At 66.1% G+C, this 21,459-nt stretch carries 21 protein-coding genes and 1 pseudogene; 13 read left to right on the top strand and 9 right to left on the bottom strand.

The window, feature by feature from the left end; all coding sequences use genetic code 11:
* Positions 1-10 precede the first annotated feature (10 nt).
* Genes EDF69_RS09060 through EDF69_RS09035 form a run of 6 tightly spaced genes read left to right on the top strand, consistent with a single transcriptional unit; the run spans position 11 to position 3,289 of the window.
* Complete coding sequence (locus EDF69_RS09060; protein ID WP_132883570.1) at positions 11-523, top strand: hypothetical protein; 513 nt, start codon at positions 11-13, stop codon at positions 521-523.
* The gene (locus EDF69_RS09055; RefSeq protein WP_132883571.1) at positions 523-1,149 is read left to right on the top strand and encodes a hypothetical protein; all 627 of its coding nucleotides are present in this window, start codon (positions 523-525) and stop codon (positions 1,147-1,149) included. Before EDF69_RS09060 ends, EDF69_RS09055 begins: the two co-directional genes overlap by 1 nt.
* Complete coding sequence (locus EDF69_RS09050; protein WP_132883572.1) at positions 1,146-1,541, top strand: hypothetical protein; 396 nt, start codon at positions 1,146-1,148, stop codon at positions 1,539-1,541. The genes EDF69_RS09055 and EDF69_RS09050 overlap by 4 nt, the downstream gene beginning before the upstream one ends.
* Positions 1,542-1,552: 11 nt before the next feature.
* Entirely contained in the window at positions 1,553-2,056 is a 504-nt protein-coding gene (locus EDF69_RS09045; RefSeq protein WP_132883573.1) for a hypothetical protein, read from the top strand.
* Between the two features lie 57 nt (positions 2,057-2,113).
* The gene (locus EDF69_RS09040) at positions 2,114-2,641 is read left to right on the top strand and encodes a hypothetical protein (RefSeq protein ID WP_132883574.1); all 528 of its coding nucleotides are present in this window, start codon (positions 2,114-2,116) and stop codon (positions 2,639-2,641) included.
* Between the two features lie 30 nt (positions 2,642-2,671).
* Positions 2,672-3,289, top strand: coding sequence for a hypothetical protein (locus tag EDF69_RS09035; protein ID WP_132883575.1), 618 nt, complete (start codon positions 2,672-2,674; stop codon positions 3,287-3,289).
* A 161-nt stretch (positions 3,290-3,450) separates the two neighbouring features.
* Here EDF69_RS09035 and EDF69_RS09030 read toward each other — a convergent pair whose 3' ends face one another.
* The 6 genes from EDF69_RS09030 to EDF69_RS09005 all read right to left on the bottom strand — a co-directional run bounded on the left by EDF69_RS09030 (position 3,451) and on the right by EDF69_RS09005 (position 9,577).
* Positions 3,451-4,527, bottom strand: a complete 1,077-nt coding sequence (locus EDF69_RS09030; protein ID WP_132883576.1) for a hypothetical protein — start codon at positions 4,525-4,527, stop codon at positions 3,451-3,453.
* Positions 4,528-4,563: 36 nt separating this feature from the next.
* Positions 4,564-4,746 (bottom strand): hypothetical protein, encoded by a 183-nt coding sequence (locus EDF69_RS09025; RefSeq protein ID WP_132883577.1) that lies wholly within the window; start codon positions 4,744-4,746, stop codon positions 4,564-4,566.
* Between the two features lie 417 nt (positions 4,747-5,163).
* A complete protein-coding gene (locus EDF69_RS09020) occupies positions 5,164-5,775 on the bottom strand; it encodes a DUF3800 domain-containing protein (RefSeq protein WP_132883578.1) in 612 nt (203 codons plus the stop codon).
* Positions 5,776-6,318, bottom strand: a complete 543-nt coding sequence (locus EDF69_RS09015) for a helix-turn-helix domain-containing protein (RefSeq protein ID WP_132883619.1) — start codon at positions 6,316-6,318, stop codon at positions 5,776-5,778.
* 242 nt (positions 6,319-6,560) lie between these two features.
* The gene (locus tag EDF69_RS09010; protein WP_132883579.1) at positions 6,561-7,979 is read right to left on the bottom strand and encodes an argonaute/piwi family protein; all 1,419 of its coding nucleotides are present in this window, start codon (positions 7,977-7,979) and stop codon (positions 6,561-6,563) included.
* The gene (locus EDF69_RS09005) at positions 7,976-9,577 is read right to left on the bottom strand and encodes an SIR2 family protein (RefSeq protein WP_204991350.1); all 1,602 of its coding nucleotides are present in this window, start codon (positions 9,575-9,577) and stop codon (positions 7,976-7,978) included. The genes EDF69_RS09010 and EDF69_RS09005 overlap by 4 nt, the downstream gene beginning before the upstream one ends.
* 1,048 nt (positions 9,578-10,625) lie before the next feature.
* Here EDF69_RS09005 and EDF69_RS19630 point away from each other — a divergent pair.
* From EDF69_RS19630 to EDF69_RS08985, 4 genes and pseudogenes are all read left to right on the top strand, one after another.
* A pseudogene (locus EDF69_RS19630) lies at positions 10,626-11,150 on the top strand (DUF1254 domain-containing protein); the annotation flags it as partial.
* Between the two features lie 54 nt (positions 11,151-11,204).
* Positions 11,205-11,984, top strand: a complete 780-nt coding sequence (locus tag EDF69_RS19885) for a DUF1214 domain-containing protein (protein ID WP_339538753.1) — start codon at positions 11,205-11,207, stop codon at positions 11,982-11,984.
* The gene (locus EDF69_RS08990) at positions 11,981-13,408 is read left to right on the top strand and encodes a DUF1254 domain-containing protein (RefSeq protein WP_132883581.1); all 1,428 of its coding nucleotides are present in this window, start codon (positions 11,981-11,983) and stop codon (positions 13,406-13,408) included. Before EDF69_RS19885 ends, EDF69_RS08990 begins: the two co-directional genes overlap by 4 nt.
* Positions 13,409-13,649: 241 nt before the next feature.
* Positions 13,650-14,633: an aldo/keto reductase gene (locus tag EDF69_RS08985; RefSeq protein ID WP_132883582.1), complete on the top strand. Its 984-nt coding sequence runs from the start codon at positions 13,650-13,652 to the stop codon at positions 14,631-14,633.
* A gap of 39 nt (positions 14,634-14,672) precedes the next feature.
* Here EDF69_RS08985 and EDF69_RS08980 read toward each other — a convergent pair whose 3' ends face one another.
* The 3 genes from EDF69_RS08980 to EDF69_RS08970 form a co-directional block, all read right to left on the bottom strand.
* Positions 14,673-15,515, bottom strand: a complete 843-nt coding sequence (locus EDF69_RS08980) for an MBL fold metallo-hydrolase (RefSeq protein WP_132883583.1) — start codon at positions 15,513-15,515, stop codon at positions 14,673-14,675.
* A 4-nt stretch (positions 15,516-15,519) separates the two neighbouring features.
* Positions 15,520-16,803, bottom strand: a complete 1,284-nt coding sequence (locus EDF69_RS08975) for a catalase family protein (protein ID WP_204991347.1) — start codon at positions 16,801-16,803, stop codon at positions 15,520-15,522.
* A 124-nt stretch (positions 16,804-16,927) separates the two neighbouring features.
* Positions 16,928-18,577: an MFS transporter gene (locus EDF69_RS08970; RefSeq protein ID WP_132883584.1), complete on the bottom strand. Its 1,650-nt coding sequence runs from the start codon at positions 18,575-18,577 to the stop codon at positions 16,928-16,930.
* 125 nt (positions 18,578-18,702) lie between these two features.
* On the opposite strand from EDF69_RS08970, the gene EDF69_RS08965 reads away from it, so the two are divergent.
* From EDF69_RS08965 to EDF69_RS08955, 3 genes are all read left to right on the top strand, one after another.
* Positions 18,703-19,119 carry a cupin domain-containing protein gene (locus EDF69_RS08965; RefSeq protein WP_129341289.1) on the top strand — a complete coding sequence of 139 codons (417 nt, stop codon included), beginning with the start codon at positions 18,703-18,705 and terminating at the stop codon, positions 19,117-19,119.
* Complete coding sequence (locus EDF69_RS08960) at positions 19,116-20,084, top strand: SDR family oxidoreductase (protein ID WP_132883585.1); 969 nt, start codon at positions 19,116-19,118, stop codon at positions 20,082-20,084. The genes EDF69_RS08965 and EDF69_RS08960 overlap by 4 nt, the downstream gene beginning before the upstream one ends.
* Before the next feature lie 62 nt (positions 20,085-20,146).
* Positions 20,147-21,403 carry a M24 family metallopeptidase gene (locus EDF69_RS08955; protein ID WP_132883586.1) on the top strand — a complete coding sequence of 419 codons (1,257 nt, stop codon included), beginning with the start codon at positions 20,147-20,149 and terminating at the stop codon, positions 21,401-21,403.
* The last annotated feature ends 56 nt before the right edge of the window (positions 21,404-21,459 follow it).

Genomic DNA, 21,459 nt, shown 5'->3' with positions numbered 1-21,459 from the left:
CCTGAACATCATGGATATGACTACCCCGCTGGGCTGCAGCCCTTCGAGCACCGCGACCGGCCTGCTGCTGGAGGCGCTCGGCGCCAGCGACACCTACGATTATGTGCCGGTGCGCGGCCTGCCGACGCCCGCCCTGCACGTGCCCGAGCGCGACGCGCTCATCGCGGTGACCACCGCCGCCCCGCCGATGTTCGCCGGCAGCCTGGAGGCGATCGCCGGCGAGCACCGTCTTGACGTCGTGCTGCTGCGCCTCGGCGACGCTGGGCGAGGTGTGATCGCTGCCGACTTCGCGCTCGGCTCGCTGCCGTGTGCCGTCTGGGTCGAGCGTAACTTCGCGCTGTACCGCGACGCGAGCGGCCTGTGGCTGGTGCCGGAGCGAGCCGGTCCCTCGGTGTCGATCACGCCCACCGGCTTCTGCCTCGAGATGGTGCCGCCCTTCTCGACGCTCACCGAGCGCGAGCGTGGGGTCAGGCGCGCCGCTTGCGACATGGCGCGCATCCTCCAGCCGGTGGAGGTGCGCTGATGGGTGCGTCAAAGCCGGTCGTGATCAACGCCGATACGCCGCTCAGTGCGAGCAATCCCCACACCTGGCTGATCCTTAACGGTGATCCCGCCGACATGGCCGCGGCGCCCCGGTGCATGACGGGCACGCTGCGGCCTCTGCACCGTGAGCGCGCCAACAGCGCCGCCGAGTTCGCCGCCGCCAAGCTGCTGATCGACGTCGATGCGGCCGACCAGCCGTGGCGGTCCAACGCATACCGACATGAGGTCATCCTGCCGCGCGATGCCGACAACCGGTTCACGTGCCCTAAGGTGCTGTTCACCGACATCGACGCCGCGTACGTGGCAGGCGCCAAGGCGCTGCTCACCTACGTCACGCTGACATGGACGCCGGCGCGGCTGCACCGTGCCTGGCGGTTGGCGCACACGCTGACGACCGAACTCGTCGATGAATTCTCGGTCCCCGCGCTGGTGGTCCAGCACGTGCCGGGGCTCGTCGCCAACACCGCGACCCCGCACTGCCACATCCTTCTCGGCGTTCGCACGCTGACGGGGATCGGCTGGGGCGGCCACGTCGCCGCGCTGAACGGCGACCGGGTTTGGCCGATGGTGCGCGCGCGCTTCGACGCGCTGCTGGCGTCGCTATGAGCGGCGGAGAGTGGGAGGTGGCCGAGATCGGCCGCCTTCTCCACACGCATCGGCTCGATGCGGGGCTGGCCTGCTCGTCGCTGGGGATCAATGCCGATGAGGCCGAGCGCCTGGTGGCAGCGGGCGAGATCGTCAGCTCCGGCGAGGGCCTTGCCGAGCGCAGCGCATTCCTCCTCAACGTCCTGATCCGGCTGGAGCTGCGGTGCGGGCACGACAGCCGCGCGATCGCGGCCGCGATTGAGCGCCCGGTCGCCGAGCTCGGCGGCGTGTCGATCGGCGAGGCGCTGCGCCGGCCGATCGACGTGGCGGGTCTGCGGCAGCCGCGCTGCGTCGCAGGCACCCTGCCGCTTCCCAAGGTGAAGATGTGGCGGGTGGCCGACACTTACTCCTGAAAGGCAAATCGATGATACCGAACGACAAGCGCGTCGCGGCGGAAGCCCGCGCGCTTCAGCTGGCGCTGGCCGTGGCGGCCAGGGTCGGCTGGCGCTTCGATCGCGGCCCGCTGCCGACTACCAGCTTCGCGCAGTTCCTGTACGTCGACGCGGCGCAGCTGCTGCTGGTGCCCACCAGCGCCGCGCTGCCATTCGCGACGCGACAGGTGGAGCCCGTCGTGCGCGAGGCGCGCAGCGACGCGCTCATCGTGTCGTCTGCGGGCGAGGGCACGCCCATGTTCGCCATGGCGACGTGGGCGCGGAGCGAGACGGTGTGGACGCAGCCGCTGCTGCCGTGGCTCGCCGACACCAGTGAGCTGTGGCTCGTGCCCGACGTCGATGGCGCAACGCCCTTCGCCTTTCATCTCGTCGATGCGCTGCATCACGTGGCGACCGTGCCATGGGTGCTCGCGAGCGAACGCCAGGCCGGGCTCGACCGCGCCGCGGCCTGGATGCGGGAGGTGGTGGGAGGGTGATCCTGTGAGGATCGATGAAAGGCCCCGCGACGTGGGGAGCAAGAGAAGGTCACCCACATGCTCAAGGACCCCCGTTCGGCGCGCGAGCGCGCCATCAACGCGCTCGCCAGCTTCATCAGAAACGACGGCGTGGAAAGATATTTCGGGATCGTATCGCGAGCGCTGGTGCTCCCCGGCAACCTCGTCATCGTCGCCGGCGACGAGACCCGCGCCATCGATCCCTTTGCGCTCAGGGCATTTGCGCTGAAGGAGGGCGTCAGCGTCCTTGCCACCTGGACCGACAAGATGCTGTCGGGGCATACATTCGAGATCGACGCGGTCCTCCCCGGCGAAGGTGACGCGGTGCATTACCCGGCGCTGCGGCTGTGGACGGTGCCCAAGCGAGGCGCGTTCCTCGTCTCGGCCGATGACGCCGGCGTGGCGATCGCGATCGACGCCGCCGGGATCAGTCCCGCGCCGCGGCTCCCATACCGCAACAAGGCCGATCGCATGCTCGGCATCGCGAGCGGGCAGGCGCTGCTTCAGCAGCTCGTCTTCGGCGGCACGCCCTACGCCACGCCGCTTCCCCGCAATCTCGGCCGCTGAGCCGGCTCCCCACATTCAGAGGAACACATCATGGACACCCACCCCGCCAGGCTCGTCGTTATCCACCCGATGTATACCGCTCGCGAGTATCGCTACCATCTGACCGCGATCGACGACTCGCTCGTCGTCCACCATCACGCAGACGGGCGCTTCCAGCTCGAGCTGCGCCCGATGGTGAAGCTGACCGCACGCGGTGCGAAGAGCTACGGGGCCGCGCTCCGCCAGATCGCGGCAGACCTCGAAACGGGGTACCGCATCGTGATCGTCGATCGCGACCGTTTCCTCGCCGACCTCGAGCAGCTCGCACGCGAGCACGCCAGCGACAAGGACAGGGACGAGATCGAGCGCGCGGCGCAGATCATCGCTGAGCGTACCCGCTACCAGATGCTCGACAGCCTTTTCGAGGCGCCGGCCGAATACCTCATGGGTCGATATCTCCTCGCCGCGCGCGAGCGGCGCACCAAGGCCAGGAAGCATGAGCAGTCCGGGCTGAACTGCATGTACGGCATCCCGACGCCGCGCAGCGAGCAGCTTTGGCACAGCCTGCGCCACCAGTGGTGCTCTCCGCGCAGCAACGCTGCCGGGCGGGTCGCTTGGGAAAACTGGTGCCGGGCCAACCGGCCAGCGATGCCGAAGATCGCGGCATGAGGACAACGCGGCTCGGTATGTCGTTGCGGCAGGCGCCGCTCGTCTTCAGGATCAGCGCTGGATTGCTGCTAGTCACCTCTATCGTGGGTCAGCTAACCCAAGATCGAGCCGGCGGCGCCTGGACTCACAAGCTGCTGGTCACCAGCGCCCAACTGTGTCCTTCAGCTGCTCATCCTGGCACATCGCCCACCGTCGCTGATGGTGCGCATGCGCTGGACCGCGCCGTATACCGCTGGCTGGGTGATCATTTTCCGCTTCGTAGGCCGATACCGGCATGCCAGAGTGTAAGCAGACGAAGCGGTCGTGACTTGCCGACACCAACGTGAACTGACCGCGTCGCTGTAAAGCGCCACGATCTCGGACGCGGCGATACTCGGATTGCCGGCGGTGTTTCTCGCGACGCTGGCGAGCGGAAGCCCCTTCATGATCGCCTCGACGTGCTTGGCGGAGCGTACAGCGGTCACCGTGACGAACAGGTGCGCCTCACCGCTTCGGCCGAACTCGCGATGGACACGTCCCGCGTTGGCCCCTACCCGCTGAATCGCAAAGTCTGCGCCCACAGACGTCCCGAACCTGAAATCGGGATGGGTCGTGCGCCTCGGGGCGATCGGACGTAAGGTGTCGCGCTTCTCCCATATCTGAAACACTGCTGGAACATCGTAGGGCTCACCTGCGCGCAAGAAGGCGTCGGCGGGCACGTCAATCTCCCCCACTAGGTGAAATCTACGATCGAGCCTGCTGAGCACCGAATCCTTCCTGAATGTCCTGGGCAGGATCATCGCGATCACCTCGGCTTGCGACGCCGCGTGATTGAAGAACGACACAGCGGCGCTGAACGGCGGATTTCCAATTACGGCGACAGGGCCGCTGTGATCGATCGCAAGCGCAAGAAAGTCTGCCTTGATGACCTGTTCGGCTCGAGGCCAGACATCGAAAGAGATGCTCCCCACCGGTAGCAATCTGGAAATCGTCGCATCGCCTGCGCTCGGCTCTACCACCAAATAGCGCTCCAGCGCGACATGTCGATTGAGGAATTGAATCATCACTCCCGCGAAGGAGGGACTGGTGTAATATTGTTCCAGCTTCTTGATAATGGAGGCTGGCAATCGCTCGCAGCCGCCCAGGCGCTTGTCGATATAGTTTTCTGCGCTCTGAGCGAGAAACTCTCGCATCTCGGCTGACACGTCACCTATCGCTTCGACCCGCAGCAAGGCGAAGTCCGTGTTCTTGTTTATCATGATCGTCTCCAGAGGTTTGTTTTTCTGGAGAGGATATTAGGAAGCCTGCCATCCCGCTGGTGGGCGCGTCAGAAAACGACGAAGCGCGGCGACCGCAATGTGCTCGACCGCGGGCCAATCATCGGAGCTCTGCTCATCCGCGAGCGCACGCAGCAGCCGGAATATCTCCGCTTCCACGCCGGCATCGCGGCCAATTAGAGCGGACAGGATGGCGGTCACCCGCGAACTATAGCGTTCACGCCCTGTTCCTTCAAGAGACATTGCTGCGAACAATGTGGGTGGAAAGCGGAATGGCCGCTTTCGGGCGAGCCGCGGTAAGCTGCCGTTCGTTCAGGAGAGAGGGCGGGGGTCGTCGTTGCGCGATGATCCTCTGGCACTCGTTTGCGCTACCAGACATTAACGTCCTATAGGGTAGGGTACGCTGCCCTCGACGTACTGGTCAGAGATGTCCGGACGTCCCCTTGTATCTGACTTCCAAGCCGCGTACATGGGGGTTGCAGGGAGACCTGTAAGGCGACTTGTCCCGGCCGTGCGTTGGGCGAGCGCCGTGGCTACCCAGGGTCCAAAAGTCTTGGTTGCCGGCCACCACTCTCTGCCAAGTTTTCTGAGCCGCCCTTCGGGGCGGCTCTCTTTTTTTCAGAGAAGCTCGATGCCGAAGCGCTCACCCAGCCCTCGAGCATTGAACTCCTCCGCAACGATCCACTTGCGGGCATAAGCGACAACGTCAGCAAGCTGCAGCAGACGAGACGCCGCAGAGTCCAATCGGACGACACGATTGACGCCCCGAAAACGACCATCGTCTCGCCGTGCTCGCTCGAGCTCACCTGCGAAGCTCGGATAGTTGTTATGCTGGTTTACGTCAGTGATGACGTCCACGTTCGAGACGCTGTCCCTCCCCAGAACCGGCCGAAACCGCTTAAGGCCGATCTTCACTGTCTCCACTACCGCCTGAGCGTAGAGAACCGGCGGATCGCCTTCCTGAACGGGAAACTTCTGGTTGACCATGACCACTCGGTCGAGGTGTGATCCAGCACGCAGCCGACCAAGCAGACCTTGCAAATAGGCATCGGTAAGGTTCACCGCGTGGATCTCGTTGGCGTTCGCCTCGAGGAGATCGCTGAATCCCTTGTCCAGCCGGCCAGCCTCGCTCGCCAGCACGAACACCGCGCCGAGATGAAACGGCGCGGTCCCAGCCGTCCCATATTCGTCGATGAAGCACAGGACCTTCTTGTTGAGGCGAACGGCCACTTAAGCCTCTTCTGAAGCGGCAGTAGCGACCGGCTTGCCCCGCCGGCGCAGACCTGGCCGGGCCGCTGCACCGCGCTTCGCCCGCGCATCCTCGGCTGCCTCCCGGAAGTCGGGTTCGATCTCGGCCAGCTTGTCGACCAAACCCTGAAGGTCATACTCGTTCGAAATCTTGCCACGGTGCGAAGCACGCCGCTCGATACGGCGCACGAACCCCGCCTCTTCCAATTCCGCGATGTACCGCTGCACCTGCCGTTCGCTCAGGCCGAGACGCTGAGCAAGGTCCGCCTTCTTCGGGAACGGCTTGCGGCCGGCATCCCACCAGAAGTCCGCCAGCTGGATCAGCACAGCCAATTGCGTCGGATTGAGCCCGAGACGGCGTTGCGCGCGCAGCAGCAGGGAAGGCAGGATACAGAAACCCAAGGCGATCACCTTGGCGCCCCATTTGTTCGCTGACCCGCCGTTTCCCTTCTTCGGCTTGGCCGAGGCGTCAGGCGCTGCTGTTTGGGTATTGTCACTCACGTCAGATCTCCTTAGACCCCACATGAGCCGCACTACCCTCGTGAGCAAGGGTGAGCGACGGGACAGCGTTGACTGGTAGGATCTAGTCATGCACGTCCAGTCGGACGAGACATGGGCGTCCTATCTTAATAAGGACGCAGGTAATCCGGATAAGCTGGGAAGCGGATTAACCGAGTATCAGGGGTACCGGGCATAAGTGACCGGTCGCTCGAGCGCAGAATGCCTCCGTTGGGCTTTCGGGGGAAGCGCTAGGCCTGATGGCCAGTTCACATGAAAAACCGGAACTGAAACGGGCTACTGCCCAATCGAGGCATCCTTTTGAGTACCCGAGCCAGCACCTTGGCATAGCTCATGGTCACGGGCAGAGGATCGTAGAGCCCGTCATTGTTCCAATTCATCTTGGAGAGCGCCAGCGCCGCCATGGCTGTGTCATCCCACGAGCCGTGTCCGGCATGGCGGACGAGGCGGATCGGCTTGGGGGTGCCTCGCCCTCCCTGCAGGTGCGGACGCTTGCCCAAGCCGTCTACCGCGCCGTGTATCCAGAGCAGTGCGTCGCGTGGGCCGAGCTGTAGCAGCGTTCCCCGCTTCACCGGGTAGGCAGCAGCCTCATTGCGGCGCGGGTTGTTGGGGTCCTGCTCCCACCAGACACCCCGCCACCCGACCTCATCGACGAGCTGGATGAGATCAACCGCTTCGCAGACCGGTAGCGCCTCAAAGCAACCGGCGACCTCGTCATCTTTGAACTCGGTCGTCTTGTGGATCATCACGCGCCGCGGTGAGCGCCCCCCATGCCGCCGCCTGTACAGCTCGAGGGACCGCGTAATCACTCGAAACATCTCGGCACGCGACAGAAACGGGTTCTCGCGTTGCACCTGGATCTCGTTGGTGTCGAACGCAATGAACTCCAGTCCAGCCCCGTCCTCGTCGAAAACCTGGCTGCAGCAGGTCACGAACCGTGGGCTGCCGCTGTCGTCGTTACGAACGGCATAGGAGATGCCGATGAAGGCCGTTTCCGCTTTGGTGTCGGCCAATTTCCAAGGAATGCCGCCAGCCTTGGCATAGATGGCAAGGCCGATCCGCCACATCACGCTCGCTCGACATGGATAGGAGAGCGCGCGCCCTTCACGCACGATCTGGATCGGCATTCCGCGGACCGCGGCGAAGGCTTTCAGGTAGTCGTGCAGATCGAAGTCATCGTCCTGCCCGAAGAAGGCGGCCGCCCAGCGATCGGGCAGGTAGACGAACAGAACGTCGAACTCGGTGCGGAACGCCTCCAAGGAGCGAACGGCTTGGATAAGGCGGTCGGCTAGCAGGGTATGGGGCGCTTGGCTCGCGGCCAGATCGGCGTCCAGTGCCGGCTCAAGCTCAACCCGGCACTTCGCCGGCGCGGCGGTCACCCGCGTGTTGAACACCGCCGAGAAACCTGGCCATTCGGGAAGATAATCGGTTCGTTCGCGAGGCGAGAAGGTCCGATGCAATTCTTGCATGAAGCCGAACAGGCGGTTGGACTCTCCGCTTGGTGCGATAGTGGCGACCCGGATAGGACTGGGTACTTGCGAGGCGGAATAGGGGCCAAAACGCTTGAGGCCGCGGAGCGGGTGAATGTCGCGGTCGCCGGTGCGCTCAGGATGGAACAGGAGCTCCGGTTCTGGGTACCAGACATGGGGCGAGACTTCGCTGCTCATGGCGTCACCCTGTACGAGAACGCAGTTCGTCGTCCCACAGTGAAGGAAGCGTCGATCCCGTCTCCGATCCCCAGAGCCCGGACGTTCTCTCCGGCAAACAGGCCTGTCCAGAAGTCGATGAGCTTGTCCGCGTCGCGGTTATAGCGGCGAGCGGTTCGCTCACGCGCGAAGTCGGCTGCCTTGGCCCGGCTCGCCGCAGAGCCATCGTCGTCCGTATCGATGCGGGGATCAACCAAGAGCCACAAGCGATCGTCCGCCCAATCCAGACGGACCGCTAGCCCCTCGCGCCATCGTACCTTGCCACCGTCAATCTGACCCCGGACCGGTCCCACTAGGCTGCGAAGCGGAGCCCAATGTTCATCATCCGGATCGTGCGGGGCCAGGATATGGATGTTGCGTCGCCGCTGGGCATCAAGCCCATGTGCATTGCACAGCCCACGAACCAGCGCTTCTCGCAACAAGCCTCGTTCCCCGGAATCGTAGCGCAGTCGCCGATCCTCAAACACGGACAGGTCGAAGTTCGTGATATCGTAAGGTTCGAAGACGCAGCGGAACTCCTGGTCCGAGCCGAACCCGATGACGCCTCCGCTGGTGCGGGTAGCAATCAGATCTGCCTTTGCCGCGAGTATCGCATCCCGAACATCTGCTGCCCCGCCGATCCCACAAACGACGCGGCGGGCGTTGGTCGGTATGGACTCGACCTCGATCCCGTTCAATCGGACCAGAGGCCAATTGTGTTTGCCGGTCAGCGCCGGCGCGGCCGTCCACCAGCGTTGCTTCTGACCCAAGCTGTCGAGCGCTGTCGTGTCGAGGTCAGGCAACAGGCGCACCAGATCGCGTAGCGCTTCATCCAAATTCTCAATCCGGACGAGCCCGCAGTCGACGCCAGCCGTGTGGGCGCGTTCGAGCAGCTGGCTGACGCGATCGAATGGTGAGTCCTCGCCGCGATGAAGCCAGAACAACCCGCCGGGAAAGGCGCCGGGGCGCTCGAGTGTGGCCTCGAGGGCGTCCATGATGGACGCATCGCGTCCGCTATAGCCGCCGATGATCAGACCGTACCGACGGCAGGAGTCGACGAAGACCTCTCTGAGTTGTGCATCCTGCTGCCGGAGCTCGTCGGGCGTGTTCTTGAGCCGGCGTGACCTGAAATCTCCGTGCAGCTTGACCTCGATAGGCCATTGCTGCGCTGCAATCTGCTCGGCTGCTAGGTTAGGTGCGTCGAGGGCCACAACGCTGAGAGACTTGGTGGTGCCATAGGCCTGCGCACAGGCATCCGCGACAAGGTGATCGAAGTTCGTGGTCCAGATCAGATGAGCATGACCTGCCTTCAGCAGGGCCGCGAGCGCCAGGTGGCCATAAGCGGGCTTTGCACCGCCGATCATGCCATCGATGAACGTCCTACGGTCCTTCTCGGCCGGGTAGGCCGCTTCGAAGAGCGCCGCATACTCGTCCGGAGCGCCGGGAGGCGGTAGGCTGCCCGATCCGCTGACATGGGCGTCGAGCAACGCGCGCACGCTCGGATTGCCGGTGTCGGCAATGGTCGAAAGCGGCACCCGCCTTTGGGCCGCATAGAGGATCTGCTTGAATTGCCAGGTCATATCCCAGGCGGTGGGCACGCCTGCGGAAACAGACGCACCCGCGCCCAAGAACCACATGAGCTGACCAGGTCGCAGCGCGAAGCGTCGTGCGAAGTCATCACTATCTATTTCAGGTACCAAGCCAATCCCCTCAGGGCTACGCTAGCCAACTCAGACCGGCTGTAAAGCGTAGGCGGGCAGCGGAGGGAGACCGGCTGGAACGGGTCGGACACAGCCGCCCCACACCGTCTGCCGGTTCTCGTCAGCGGCGCGAGGTGTCCATCAGCTCTGGGCAGTAGGCTGGGGCGGTCGCATATAAGGCAGCCATGAGCACCTGCGTCTCGCCTCTCTCCCGCGCCAATTCGAGTCTGTCCGATAATTGTTGATATCGGGCAATCGGCGCTGTCCGTAAACCAGCCACAATCGGCCAAACTCAACCATACCGAGCTGCTCTGCGGAACGCCGCAAGCCTAAAGCGGCATGATGAACGAGCGGCTGGAGTTGGGGAGCGGGAAGGCGCTCTGAATGTCGGCTAGTGGGTCTTTTCGGCCATCCCGCTTTACGAGCCGTGCCTCCACACCTAAGTTAGACGGTGAAGCTGGTACAGCGAACAGGTACAGCCGGCGGAAGTGCGCTTCAGAAATCGTTTGAAAAACTTTGATTTTTTAAGTCAGTCACCCCTCCCGTAGGGGTCACCAGTTTTGCTGGTGGCGACAAGGCTCCAGATCGGCGACAGGATCGCCGAGGATGCCAGCGCCGAGGCTGACCGGCAGAGGCCCGTGATGCCTCCGGTACGACGCTTCCATCGCTGCAGGCGGATTTCCTCGTGGTCCGGTAGTTCCACGCGGCCACGCCATCTCAGCGCGCACCGATCAGGAGAACCCGCGCTCTTCCAGACGCTGCGCAGCATCGCGGACGCACGAAGCGCCGAACGGGTGGAGCCCCCAACGGCCGCCGACAGGACGACGCCGGCTTGCTCCGTGACCGCCCCGGCTATTGTCCGGGTCTTTCCCGATCAGCCCTTGCAACGCATCGGCTAGACTGCCTCTGGTCAACGCGAGGACAGTCTATGCGAAGCCCTGAGTTTTCTGCGGACGAACTCCTCCAGCGGGCGATGTATCGACGAGCGGTCGAGGCGGTCATCTGGGGCATGCCCGCCGTCAATTTCGACCTGATGCTCCAGGCGTTCCTGAAGGCGGGCGGGCTCCCCAACCAGGTGCCGTTCTGGTCGCACCTGCTCGACGGTCAGAACCAGACGCTGACGCCAAACCCGGACACCATCTACTTCAATCCGTTCTTCGATACGAAGGACGGGCCCGTCGTGGTCGAGATCCCCGCGGCCGAAGGCGGCTCGATCACCGGCAGCATCGACGATTGCTAGCAGAACGCACTCGAGGACGTCGGCCTCGCCGGTGCAGACAAGGGTGCTGGAGGCAAATATCTGATCCTCCCGCCCGGTTACGTCGGCACGGCGCCGGACGGCTATTTCGCGGTGCCTTCGGACACCTTCCAGAGCTATGCCATTCTGCGCTCGAACGTAAAAAGCGGCAGCGAGGCGGACGTTGCCCAGGCGGTCGCCTATGGCAAGCGCATCCGGGTCTATCCGCTGGCGCAGGCTGCCAGCCCGCCGGAGACCCGCCATCTCGACATGGCCGGAGTCCTCTACGACTCCACCATCCCCTATGACCGCGACTTCTTCCGTTCGCTCGCCCGGATTGTCGAGAAGGAGCCCTGGCTCACGCGGGACAAGGCGATGATCGATCCGCTACGCACGCTCGGGATCTGCAAGGGCGAACCCTTCGATCCGGGGCGAGCCCTGGAGGAGACGTTCGACGCCGCCGCGCAGGAGGCGCATGCCTATCTCGACATGCGGTACGAGGCGGTGTTCGATCCGCCGTTTGCGCCCGGCACACGCTGGGCATTGCCCGCAGTGCCGGAAGTCGTCGAAGGCATGCCGAACTTCTTCGCTTCCACCGAGGCCTACCCCATCGACGGTCGGGCGGTGAGCTACTCGCTGGCGTATTTCAGCGCCAAGCACCTCGGTGCCGGCCAATATTATCTCATGGCGATCCGCGACGCCGCAGGTGACGCATTGGACGGATCGGAGACCTATCGCCTGCGTGTGCCGGCCAATGCGCCGGTGACGCTGTACTGGTCCGCCACCGCCTACGACCGCGAGACACACGCGCTGATCCGGAACGTGGCGCGCGCCAGCCGGGCCTCCACCAGCCCCGGCATCGTCGCGGAGCCCGACGGTTCGGTGGACCTGTGGTTCAGCCCCCATGTGCCGGCGGGCAGAGAGGCCAACTGGATACCCACCGTTCCTGGCCGCGGTTTCGAGGTGCTGTTCCGCCTCTACGGACCTGAAAAGCCCTTCTTCGAGAAGCAATGGGTGCTCCCGGACCTCGTCAAGGATCAGCTGCCATGACCAACACCGCTCTTCAGTCTGCGTCCGCCACGGGGGAGCACTATAGCGCGCAGAACAGTCGCATCGGAGCACTCGCCCCCGACCGGCAGGGGCTTCCGGACCAGGCGACGATCGACTTGCTCTATGCGGAGCGCGATTTCCAGCGTGCGTGCCAATGCTACCTCTGGGCGCTGCCGATCGTCTCCTACGCCCAGTGGCAGAACCAGCACGAAACCGTGTTCGGGGCGCAGGACGGCGACATCGTCCAATATGTGTCGGTGCGCGACAAGCTGGGCCTGATCACCGCCAATGCGACAACGCCCTATGTGATCGGCTTCGCCAATACGCAGCGGACGGGCCCGCTCATCATCGACTTTCCTGCGGGAGAGACCGCGGGGGGCGTCGGTGATTTCTGGGAGCGGTCGATGAGCGATTGCGGCCTGACCGGACCAGACCTGGGTAAGGGCGGCCGCTATGTGATCCTGGGCCCGGGCCAGGAGGCCCCGCCCGAGGCCGGCGCGGATTACGAGGTACGCTCGGACACGTTCAACGTCTTCCACGCCTTCCGCATCCTCACCACCGATCCGGCCGAGGCCGAACGCATCCTGAACGCCTATCAGGTCTATCCGGCAAGCGAGGTCGGCCACCCGCGCAAGACCCGCATCGTCCATCCCGATGGCCGGCCGTGGAGCGGCACGCAGCCGGTCGGCATGGCGTATTGGGAACGGTTGAACGAGATCCTTCAGATCGAGCCGGTGAAGGAGGAGGATCGGCTGTTCATGGCGATGCTGAAGCCGCTGGGCATCGAAAAGGGCAAGCCGTTCCGCCCCGATGCCGGGCAGGCACGGGCGCTGGAGGAAGGCGCGCGGATCGGCCAGTTGATGGCGATCGCCAACTCCTTCGACAAGCGCTTCGACACGGCCGCCTATGGCGGTCATTGGGATCGGGCGGTCAATGTCGCCATGAGCCAGCAGAGCGAGCATTATTCCCAGCTCGATGAGCGCGCGTCCTGGTTCTACGAAGCGGTGGGTTTGTCGGAAGGGATGACCACCCACACGCCGGGCCAGGGCCAAGCCTATCTTTCCGCCTATCGTGACGCGCAGGGCCAGTGGTTCGACGGCGGCAGGCGCTACCGGCTCCACGTCCCTGCCGACGTGCCGGCGGCGCAATGGTGGTCGGTCGCGGTCTACGACATCGAGACCCGCTGCTTCATCGACACCCCGTACGACAAGGCGGAGATCGGCTCCCGGAGCGAGCTGGTTACCAACCCGGACGGTTCGGTCGACCTGGTGTTCGGGCCGGAGCCGCCCACCGATGCGCCGGAGGCCAACTGGCTGCCGACCGTCGCCGGCCGGGCCTGGTTCACCTACTTCAGGCTCTACGCACCCTTGGCGCCGTATTTTGACGCCAGCTGGCATCTGCCGGACATTGAAATGCTGGATTGAGCCGGCCGAACGCCAGGCTGGCGGAAGCCACGCGGGCGTTCGGAAGGTGGAGTCTTCCACCGGATTGCCGCTGCGTCTGGTGCGCAGGGCGGCAGAATGGCATGGCGTCGCGCCAGATCAGCGCGACGCCTACCGGCATCTGGTCGCGCGGATCCGGACGGCGGGGCCGCACCGTTGCGGGAACGTCCTGCCGATCGTCGCGCTTTGACGGTGCCCCTTTCAGCTTTTTCCGAGGATCCGCATGCCCCATTTCGCTCCCCCCGGCCCGCTCGGCTTCGGCGGCGCTCCGCTCGGCAACATGTTCGACGTCGTGGACGAGGCGACGGCCGAGGCGGCACTGGTCGCCGCCTGGGATAGCGGTGTCCGCTATTTCGACACCGCGCCCCACTACGGCAGCGGGCTCTCCGAACATCGGTTCGGCACGGTCCTCCGCCGCTATCCCCGCGAGCAGTTCGTGCTTTCGACCAAAGTCGGGCGACTGCTGCAGCCGGACGCCAGCTACCCCGAAAACCCGCCGTTCAAGGAGAGCCTGCCGTTCCGGGTCGAGCTCGACTATTCCTATGACGGGGTCATGCGATCGATCGAGGACAGCTACCAGCGGCTGGGCCTCGCACAGATCGACATCGCGTTCGTGCACGACCTTGCTGCCGACCACCTGGGAGACGCGTGGGAAGAGCAGTTCGAGATCGCCCGAACGGGCGCGTTCCGGGCGCTCGCCGAACTGCGCGACCAGGGCGTGATCAAGGGCTGGGGCCTGGGGGTGAACCGCACCGAGCCCTGCGTGCGGGCAATCGAGCAGGCCGATCCCGACGTGTTCCTGCTCGCCGGCCGTTACAGCCTGCTCAACCAGCCGGCGCTCGATCGCCTCTTCCCACTGTGTGCCGAACGCGGCGTGCATGTGGTGGTGGGCGGCCCCTACAACAGCGGCCTGCTCGCCGGCGGGCGGAACTTCGAATATCAGGAAGCGCCGGCCGACATGATCGCGAAGCGGGACCGGATTGCGGCCATCTGCGAGCGGCATGGCGCCGACATCCGCTCTGCCGCGCTCCAGTTCTGCGCCGCGCATCCCGTCGTGGCAGCGATCATCCCGGGAGCCAAGCGGCCGGACAAGGTTCGCGAAAACGCGCGGCTGATGGCGGCGACCGTGCCGGCAGCCGTCTGGGAGGAACTGCGCGAGGAAGCGCTGATCCCCGCCGATGCCCCCGTGCCGATGGCGAGCAACTAGGCGCGACGCGGCGCCCCGACCAGGGCGCCGCGGTTCGGATTAGCGCTGCCCGGAGGCGAGCAGCTCGAACTCGACAGGGTCGTGGGCGCAGAAGATGCGGACCTCGTCCCCGTGATCCAGCGACAGGCGGCGCAGGCGCTGCTGGTTGTGCAGGCGCGCGGCGCGATCCACCTCCATCATCCGCTGGTAGCCACGCAGCGCCGGCGTGCAGGAATAGCGCTCCGATCCGACCTCGCCCCGGTAGAAGTAGGCGTCGGCCGCGTGGAGCAGCCAGCGGCCGCTATCCTCGCGGATCGCCACCCCGGCATGCCCCCAGGTGTGGCCGGCGAGAGGGACGAGCAGGATTTCGGGCGGCAGGCCCTGGAGGTCCCGCACGGCATCGAAGCCGAACCAGCGCTCGCCTCCACCCAGTGGATAGAGACGCCAGTCCTGCATCTCGTCCCACTGCTGTGGGCGATAGCGGCGGGTGCCGACAAAGGCGCCCCCTGCCCGCTCGTCCGCAACTTCCTTCTCGCGCGCCGTCACATGGACGGCAGCGTTGGGGAAGTCTTCGAGGCCGCCGGCATGATCGAAATCGAGATGGGTGACGAGGATGTGGCGAACGTCGGCGGGGTCGAATCCCAGCCGGCGTACCTGGGCCACGGCCGTCTCCTCGCGACGCAATTGGATGTTGTTGAGGGTCAGGAAGAACGGCGACAGGCGCCGCAGCGGATGGGCGATGTCGCGCGTCCCGAAGCCGGTGTCGACCAGGACCAGGCCTGCGTCCGTCTCGATCAGCAGGCAGTGGCAGACGAGATGGCCGAAGGGGCTGTCGCTCTTGCCGTCGAAGAGCCGTCCGCCGACCGGACAGCAGGTGCCGCAGTTGAGGTGATGGATGCGCATGGGTTCAGTTCACCCCGGTTGGAGTACGAAGACGTTCGGCGGTCCGCTCGCGAAGCGCTGCCTCATCCTTGCGGCTGCGGAACCAAGCCGCACCGACCAGCGCCGCCAAGGCGCCGACCACCAGAACCCCGGCGGATGAGGGGACAGGTGCGCCCTTGCGGGCCGAAGTCGCGAGCGCCGCGGCGCTCGGGATTTCCTGGGGCATGGCCATCAGATCCTTGGGCTCCTCTAGTGGACAGCCGTTGGTGGCGCGGCGCCGGTTGCCCAGCACTTCATAGGCACGCAACCGCGCGCGCATGATGCTGCCGAGCGGCCGATGCGCGGCCAGGCTGTGGGACGGACAGAACAGCAGTTGCTCGTCGACAAAGGTATGGCGCACCGCGTTCCAGGCGGGCTGCGGCGGCAGCACGAGACGGGCGACGGAACGATAGGGGCTTTCTTCCTGCGGCCAGTCGACGCTGGCGTCCTCCACCGGCATCCGCTCCAGATCGGTGCACAGCTGCACCCGGACGTCGAACTCTGCCGCATTCTCGGTGAACCAGGCGATCATCGCCGTCCGAAGCGCATCGGGATCGTGGAAGTCGATGCCCCTCGCCCGCACCGCCGCCATCGTGTCGCCGTCGGGGAAGAAGCCGAGCTTGGCGACAAAGTCACCGTACCGGAGCGCACATTGGCTGAAGTAGGGCTCCGCGAGCGGGTGAAGCCGTGGATGGCCGTAGAAGTCGAGGTTGGCGCTGTTGAGCCCCACCGCGTTCAGCGCCCGATTGGTCACTCGGGCGGCAGTCGAGACGGCGGCCTTGACCGCCTGCGGCAGCGCAGTCGCGGTTTCGGTGGCGCTGATGGCGGCGAGAAAGGCGCGGGCGGTGGGCGCGTTGAAGACGGTGCCGGTGTCGAGCACGAAGTCCTGCGTGTCGGCATCATGTCCTGCCAGCTTCTCGCCCCCGACGCCCAGGACCTTGATCGCAAGCCCGCGCGGCGTGGAGACACGGCGATCGTCCAGCAGTTCGCCAGGCACCTGCGCCATGCGCACCACCACGGAATAGCGCCCCGGTTTCGCGAACAGGCCCTGGGCAAGCTCCGGGGGCAGATCGTCGCGTACATGCAGCTCGCCCCGCAACAGTGCGTGGGATTTCGCGTGGGAGACGCGGACGTAGCGGCCGTAGCGGCGGCAGGTTACCTCCCCGCCCTTCCCCATCGCCGCGATGATCGCGTCGATCGTCTCGTCCTCGTCGGGCGGGATCGCTTCGACCTCGGGCGTGTAGCGGACATAGGCCATCGCGGTCAGCACCCCGCCGCGGCAAGGGGAGAGCGCGAGCTGAGGGGTTCGCGCCAAGGTCTCCGAGCGTCCTGCACGTTTGCCATTCGCTTCCCTCTCCCGTGAGGTTCGAGGCGGCGTCCTGCCGGCGCTCGGTTCAGCCTCTCAAGCCCCGAAGGCAAGGCGCTGTTCCCGCGAAGGACCAAAAAACCGGTTCAGGCCGGCTTGAAGTAACCTGGATTACTCTGCGGGCTCCGGCGACTGCCTCCGTCGCCCCGCGCGGGACGCTTCGCCGGGCGGCGCGCGCCTCGTCGCGCCTCGCCCGGGCGCGGCGGAGCCGCCGCCGCAGTCGCGCGTCGCGCAGCAGCGACGCCGGCAGATCGGTGGCCGCGCGCAGTCCGGCAACGCTGGAGATGTTGCGGATGCCACGCCGGGTTTCCGACAGCAGCTGGTTCACCATCTCGCGCCGTTCGATCTCGCCATGTTCCGCCACCAGCGAGAGCCGGTGGATCGCGTAGAGGCCCAGCAGGCCCGCGATCAGGAAGTAGAAGTCCCAGTTGGTGAGGATGAGCGGCAGGCTCAGCGTCCCGCTCGGGCCGCTCCAGCGGAGCAGCAGCTCGAGCTCCCGCCGGGCAAAGAAGTCCGCGAGCAGGCCGCCGAGGATGGGCGCGAGGCCGGCAGCAACTGCCGTCACCATCGCATTTGCCGCTACATAGGCGGTGGCGCTCCCCTTTGGGGACAGCTTGAGCGCGATGTTGGTCGAAGTGAGCGTCACGCCGGCGATGGCGGCACCCATCAGCATGTGCAGCGCCACCAGCCACGCGGCGACCAGCGTCCGGTTCTCGAACTGCGACGCGCCGATCATGGCGACGATGGCGAAGATATAGGCCGGCGCACATACGGCCATCACCAACTTGTTGGCGAAGCGGTCGCTGAGCACGCCCCAGGATCGCAGCGCCAGCAGGTTCGCCACCTGGCTCACCACGCTCAGCACCATCACGAAGCTGACTTCGAAGCGGAGCTGGCGAACGATGAAGACGGTGAAGAAGGGCGTGGCGAGGTTGATCGCGAACTGCCAGCTGGCGACGAAGCCCAGCAGCCGGGCGAAGTTCCGGTCGCGGAACGGCTGGGTAAGCAGGCGCTTGAGACGGACCGGCCCGTCGGTGACGGGCATTTCCGGCTCCGGCATGGCCGCGACCACGCGCGCGCTGATCAGCCCGGTCACGCAGCCGATCGTGAACATGCCGGCGAAGACCAGGTTGCGCGACAGCGATCCGGCAGGCGTCAGATGCAGCGCGAGCGCCGCGGCGAGGCCGAGGATGAGGCTGATGGCGGTGAGCCACGCCGTACGCTTCGCGAACACCCGCCCCAGCCGGTCCTCCGGCGCCAGGTCGCGGAGCCAGGCGTTCCAGGCACAGGTCCCGATCGCACCCAGCCCGCATACGACCAGCTGCGCGGCGAGGAACAGCAACAGCGGCACCGTTCCGCTGAAAAAGGCGGTGACCGCCATCACCGCCAACATCGCGCGGCCGATCAGGCTGGTAACGACCGCGATCCGCTTGCGCGTGCGCAGGCGCTCCACCAGCAGGATGGCTGGAAGCTGCAGGAGCTGCGCGAGGAACGGCGCACTCGCGAGCACCCCGACCATCGTGTTCGAAGCACCCAGGTGCAGCGCGAAGGCGGTGAGGATGACGCCGGTGGTGAGCGCGGCGGTACCGCCGGACAACGCCGCTTCGCGCACCAGCAGGCGGAGGCCGTGCTCGCGCTCGGCGTCGCTGACATGCGCTTGGGGAAAGAGCGTTACCATCGGGTCTCCCGAACATCCCTGCGCAGCCCGAACGCCCCATCGCGCCGCGCGATCCGCAGTTCACGGGAACGGTCCGGGCCTTCGTTCGTCCCCTTTCCCGAACACAACTTCACAGGAGCAGGCCAATGGCGATCTTCAACAAGGACATGGTGGACCTCGCGACCAAGAACAGCTTCTGGCAGAAGGAGGTGTATCGCGACCGCAAGGTGCAGATCGTGCTGATGAGCATCCCGGCGGGCGAGGAGATCGGGACCGAGACTCATCCCGCCGACCAGACGACCTTCATCGTTTCGGGCGAGGCCCAGGTCGTCGTCGATGGTCACTCGACCAAGGCCGGCAAGAACCACATGGTGGTGGTCCCCAAGGGATCGGAGCACAACATCATCAACAAGGGCTCGGGCGACCTGAAGCTCTTCTCGGTCTATGCGCCGCCGGCCGAACCCGAAGGCGCCGCCTTCAAGACCAAGGAAGAGGCGGAGGAGGCGGAGAAGGGCCTGCTCGCCAAGGCGGCCGAGAAGGTGAAGGAGGCGGTCGGCCGATGAGCCGCGCGCCCCTTCGCGTCGTCATCACCGGGGCATCGAGCGGCATCGGCGCCGCGACTGCGGTCGCCTTCGCACGCCAGGGCGCTCGGCTGGTGCTCGGCGCGCGGGGCACAGCCGGGTTGGACGACATCGCCCTGCGCTGCCGCGGCGCGGGCGGCACGGCCGATGCCGTTCCCGTCGACGTGACCGACGCGCGCGCAGTCGCGGACTTCGCAGCGGAAGCGCGGGAGCGGCTGGGCGGCATAGACCTCTGGTTCAGCTGCGTGGGCGTGGGCGTGCTCGGCAAGTTCCAGGACGTTCCCCTCGCCGACCACCAGAGGGTGATCGAGGCGAACCTGCTCAGCCACATGAACGAGGCGCACGCGGTCCTGCCGATCTTCCTGGCGCAGGATCGCGGCACCTGGGTCAACATGATCTCGATCGGCGGCTTCTTTGCGACGCCGTTCGCGGCCGCCTATTCGGCGAGCAAGTTCGGGTTGCGGGGCTTCAGCCAGGCGCTGCGCGGCGAGCTTTCGAAGAACCCGCGGATCCACATCTGCGACGTATATCCGACGTTCGTCGACACGCCCGCGATCGGGCACGCGGGCAACTATACGGGCGCCCGACTTGCGATGCCGCCCGGGTCACTGGCACCGGAGACCGTCGCAAAAGCGGTGGTCCGGCTTGCACGGCACCCCCGCAACACCACCGTGCTGGGCGCGCCCGCACTTGCCCTGAAACTCGGCCAGTTCGCAGTGCCGAACCTGAGCGCGGCGATGATGAACGGCTTCATGGAGCGCTGGTCTCGCAAGGCCGAGCGCGGCGAGGACGGCAGCGGCACGCTGTTCGATCCGCCCAGCGAGCCCAGCGGCATCGATGGCGGCCAGCGAAATCCCGAGCAGCGGCGTGCCGCAGCGGCCGCGGCCGGAGCAACCGCGCTCGGCGTGGCGGCGATCGGCGCATGGCTGTGGCGGCGGAGGCGCTAAATCGACGCTGACCCGGCGCGGGTGCATTGCAGGGGCGCTGCAATGCACCCTATCCAGCCGGTATGCACGCCCTCCTATCCCGCCGCAGCTTCGTCGGCGCAGCCCTCACCGTTCCGGTCCTAGCTTCCAGCGCGATCCTGCGCGCCGCGGAGCCGGACCTGTCGGAACTCCGCGACGTCACGACGGCCGCGAAGCCGATCGATGCGGCCGAGCGGCTGGCGCGGATCGGGCGCGCGCAGGCACTGATGCGCCGCCACGACATCGCCGCCGTGGTGGTCGAGCCGGGCGCGTCGCTGACCTATTTCACGGGCGTTCAGTGGGGCCGGAGCGAGCGCGTGACCGCGGCCGTCCTTCCGCGCGAAGGCGAGGCGCTGGTGGTCACCCCGTTTTTCGAAGAACCTTCGGTCCGCGAGACACTCGACGTCGCGGCGGAGGTACGCGTCTGGCAGGAGGATGAAAGCCCGCTGGCACTGATCGCCGGCTGGCTGAAGGAGCGCGGCCTGGCCAAGGGGCGGCTGGGGATCGAGGAGACCGCCCGCTTCTTCGTGGCAGACGGGCTCGGCACGCGACTGCCGGGCATGCGGCTCGTGTCGGCCGACCCGATCGTTAGCGGCCTGCGCATGATCAAGTCCCCCGCCGAGATCGCGCTGATGCAGATGGCGACCGACGTCACGCTTGCCGCCTATCGCTGGACCTGGGCGCGGGTCGAGGCCGGCATGACCGGCCGTGACGTGTCTGCGCTGATGAGCGCCGCAACCCGCAAGCTCGGCGGCGAGCCGGCGTTCTCGATGGCGCTGGTGGGCGAGGCCTCCGCCTATCCGCACGGCAGTCGACAGGTGCACCGGATCGCGCCGGGCGAAGTGCTGCTGATGGACTGCGGCTGCTCGGTGCATGGCTACGAATCCGACGTATCGCGCACCTTCTCCTACCGAAGCGTCCGCCCTGAGGTTCGCCGGGTGTGGGAAACGGTCGCGAAGGGACAGCAGGTGGCGTTGCAGGCAGCGCGCATCGGCGTCGCGGCCGGCACCATCGACAATGCCGTGCGCACCTTCTACGAGGCGCAGGGCTATGGCCCGCGCTACCGCCTGCCCGGCCTTTCCCACCGCACCGGCCACGGCATCGGCATGGACGGGCATGAACCGGTCAACCTCGTGCACGGAGAGACTACCCCGCTCGCGGCCGGCATGTGCTTCTCCAATGAGCCAGGCCTCTACTTGCCCGGCAAGTTCGGCGTCCGGCTGGAGGATTGTTTCTACATGACCCCGGCGGGGCCTCACTGGTTCAGCAAGCCGCCCGCGTCCATCGACAGTCCGCTCTGATCGTCCCGAACAGACGCTGCGGATCGAAACCCCGGGCTTCGGGTTCGTGACTGGAT

The organism is Sphingomonas sp. JUb134, assembly GCF_004341505.2.
Classification (GTDB): Bacteria; Pseudomonadota; Alphaproteobacteria; order Sphingomonadales; family Sphingomonadaceae; genus Sphingomonas.
This window is presented reverse-complemented; position numbering and strand designations above follow the sequence as displayed.

Bases quoted from the DNA above. Each gene is read 5' to 3' on its own strand.
- EDF69_RS09010 (WP_132883579.1), bottom strand. From the start codon at position 7,979: ATGAGCAGCGAAGTCTCGCCCCATGTCTGGTACCCAGAACCGGAGCTC.
- EDF69_RS08985 (WP_132883582.1), top strand. From the start codon at position 13,650: ATGCCCCATTTCGCTCCCCCCGGCCCGCTCGGCTTCGGCGGCGCTCCG.
- EDF69_RS09045 (WP_132883573.1), top strand. From the start codon at position 1,553: ATGATACCGAACGACAAGCGCGTCGCGGCGGAAGCCCGCGCGCTTCAG.
- EDF69_RS08980 (WP_132883583.1), bottom strand. From the start codon at position 15,515: ATGCGCATCCATCACCTCAACTGCGGCACCTGCTGTCCGGTCGGCGGA.
- EDF69_RS08990 (WP_132883581.1), top strand. From the start codon at position 11,981: ATGACCAACACCGCTCTTCAGTCTGCGTCCGCCACGGGGGAGCACTAT.
- EDF69_RS09015 (WP_132883619.1), bottom strand. From the start codon at position 6,318: ATGTGGGGTCTAAGGAGATCTGACGTGAGTGACAATACCCAAACAGCA.
- EDF69_RS08965 (WP_129341289.1), top strand. From the start codon at position 18,703: ATGGCGATCTTCAACAAGGACATGGTGGACCTCGCGACCAAGAACAGC.
- EDF69_RS08955 (WP_132883586.1), top strand. From the start codon at position 20,147: ATGCACGCCCTCCTATCCCGCCGCAGCTTCGTCGGCGCAGCCCTCACC.
- EDF69_RS19885 (WP_339538753.1), top strand. From the start codon at position 11,205: ATGGCCGGAGTCCTCTACGACTCCACCATCCCCTATGACCGCGACTTC.
- EDF69_RS09060 (WP_132883570.1), top strand. From the start codon at position 11: ATGGATATGACTACCCCGCTGGGCTGCAGCCCTTCGAGCACCGCGACC.
- EDF69_RS08970 (WP_132883584.1), bottom strand. From the start codon at position 18,577: ATGGTAACGCTCTTTCCCCAAGCGCATGTCAGCGACGCCGAGCGCGAG.
- EDF69_RS09005 (WP_204991350.1), bottom strand. From the start codon at position 9,577: ATGACCTGGCAATTCAAGCAGATCCTCTATGCGGCCCAAAGGCGGGTG.
- EDF69_RS09030 (WP_132883576.1), bottom strand. From the start codon at position 4,527: ATGATAAACAAGAACACGGACTTCGCCTTGCTGCGGGTCGAAGCGATA.
- EDF69_RS09040 (WP_132883574.1), top strand. From the start codon at position 2,114: ATGCTCAAGGACCCCCGTTCGGCGCGCGAGCGCGCCATCAACGCGCTC.
- EDF69_RS08960 (WP_132883585.1), top strand. From the start codon at position 19,116: ATGAGCCGCGCGCCCCTTCGCGTCGTCATCACCGGGGCATCGAGCGGC.
- EDF69_RS09035 (WP_132883575.1), top strand. From the start codon at position 2,672: ATGGACACCCACCCCGCCAGGCTCGTCGTTATCCACCCGATGTATACC.
- EDF69_RS09055 (WP_132883571.1), top strand. From the start codon at position 523: ATGGGTGCGTCAAAGCCGGTCGTGATCAACGCCGATACGCCGCTCAGT.
- EDF69_RS09050 (WP_132883572.1), top strand. From the start codon at position 1,146: ATGAGCGGCGGAGAGTGGGAGGTGGCCGAGATCGGCCGCCTTCTCCAC.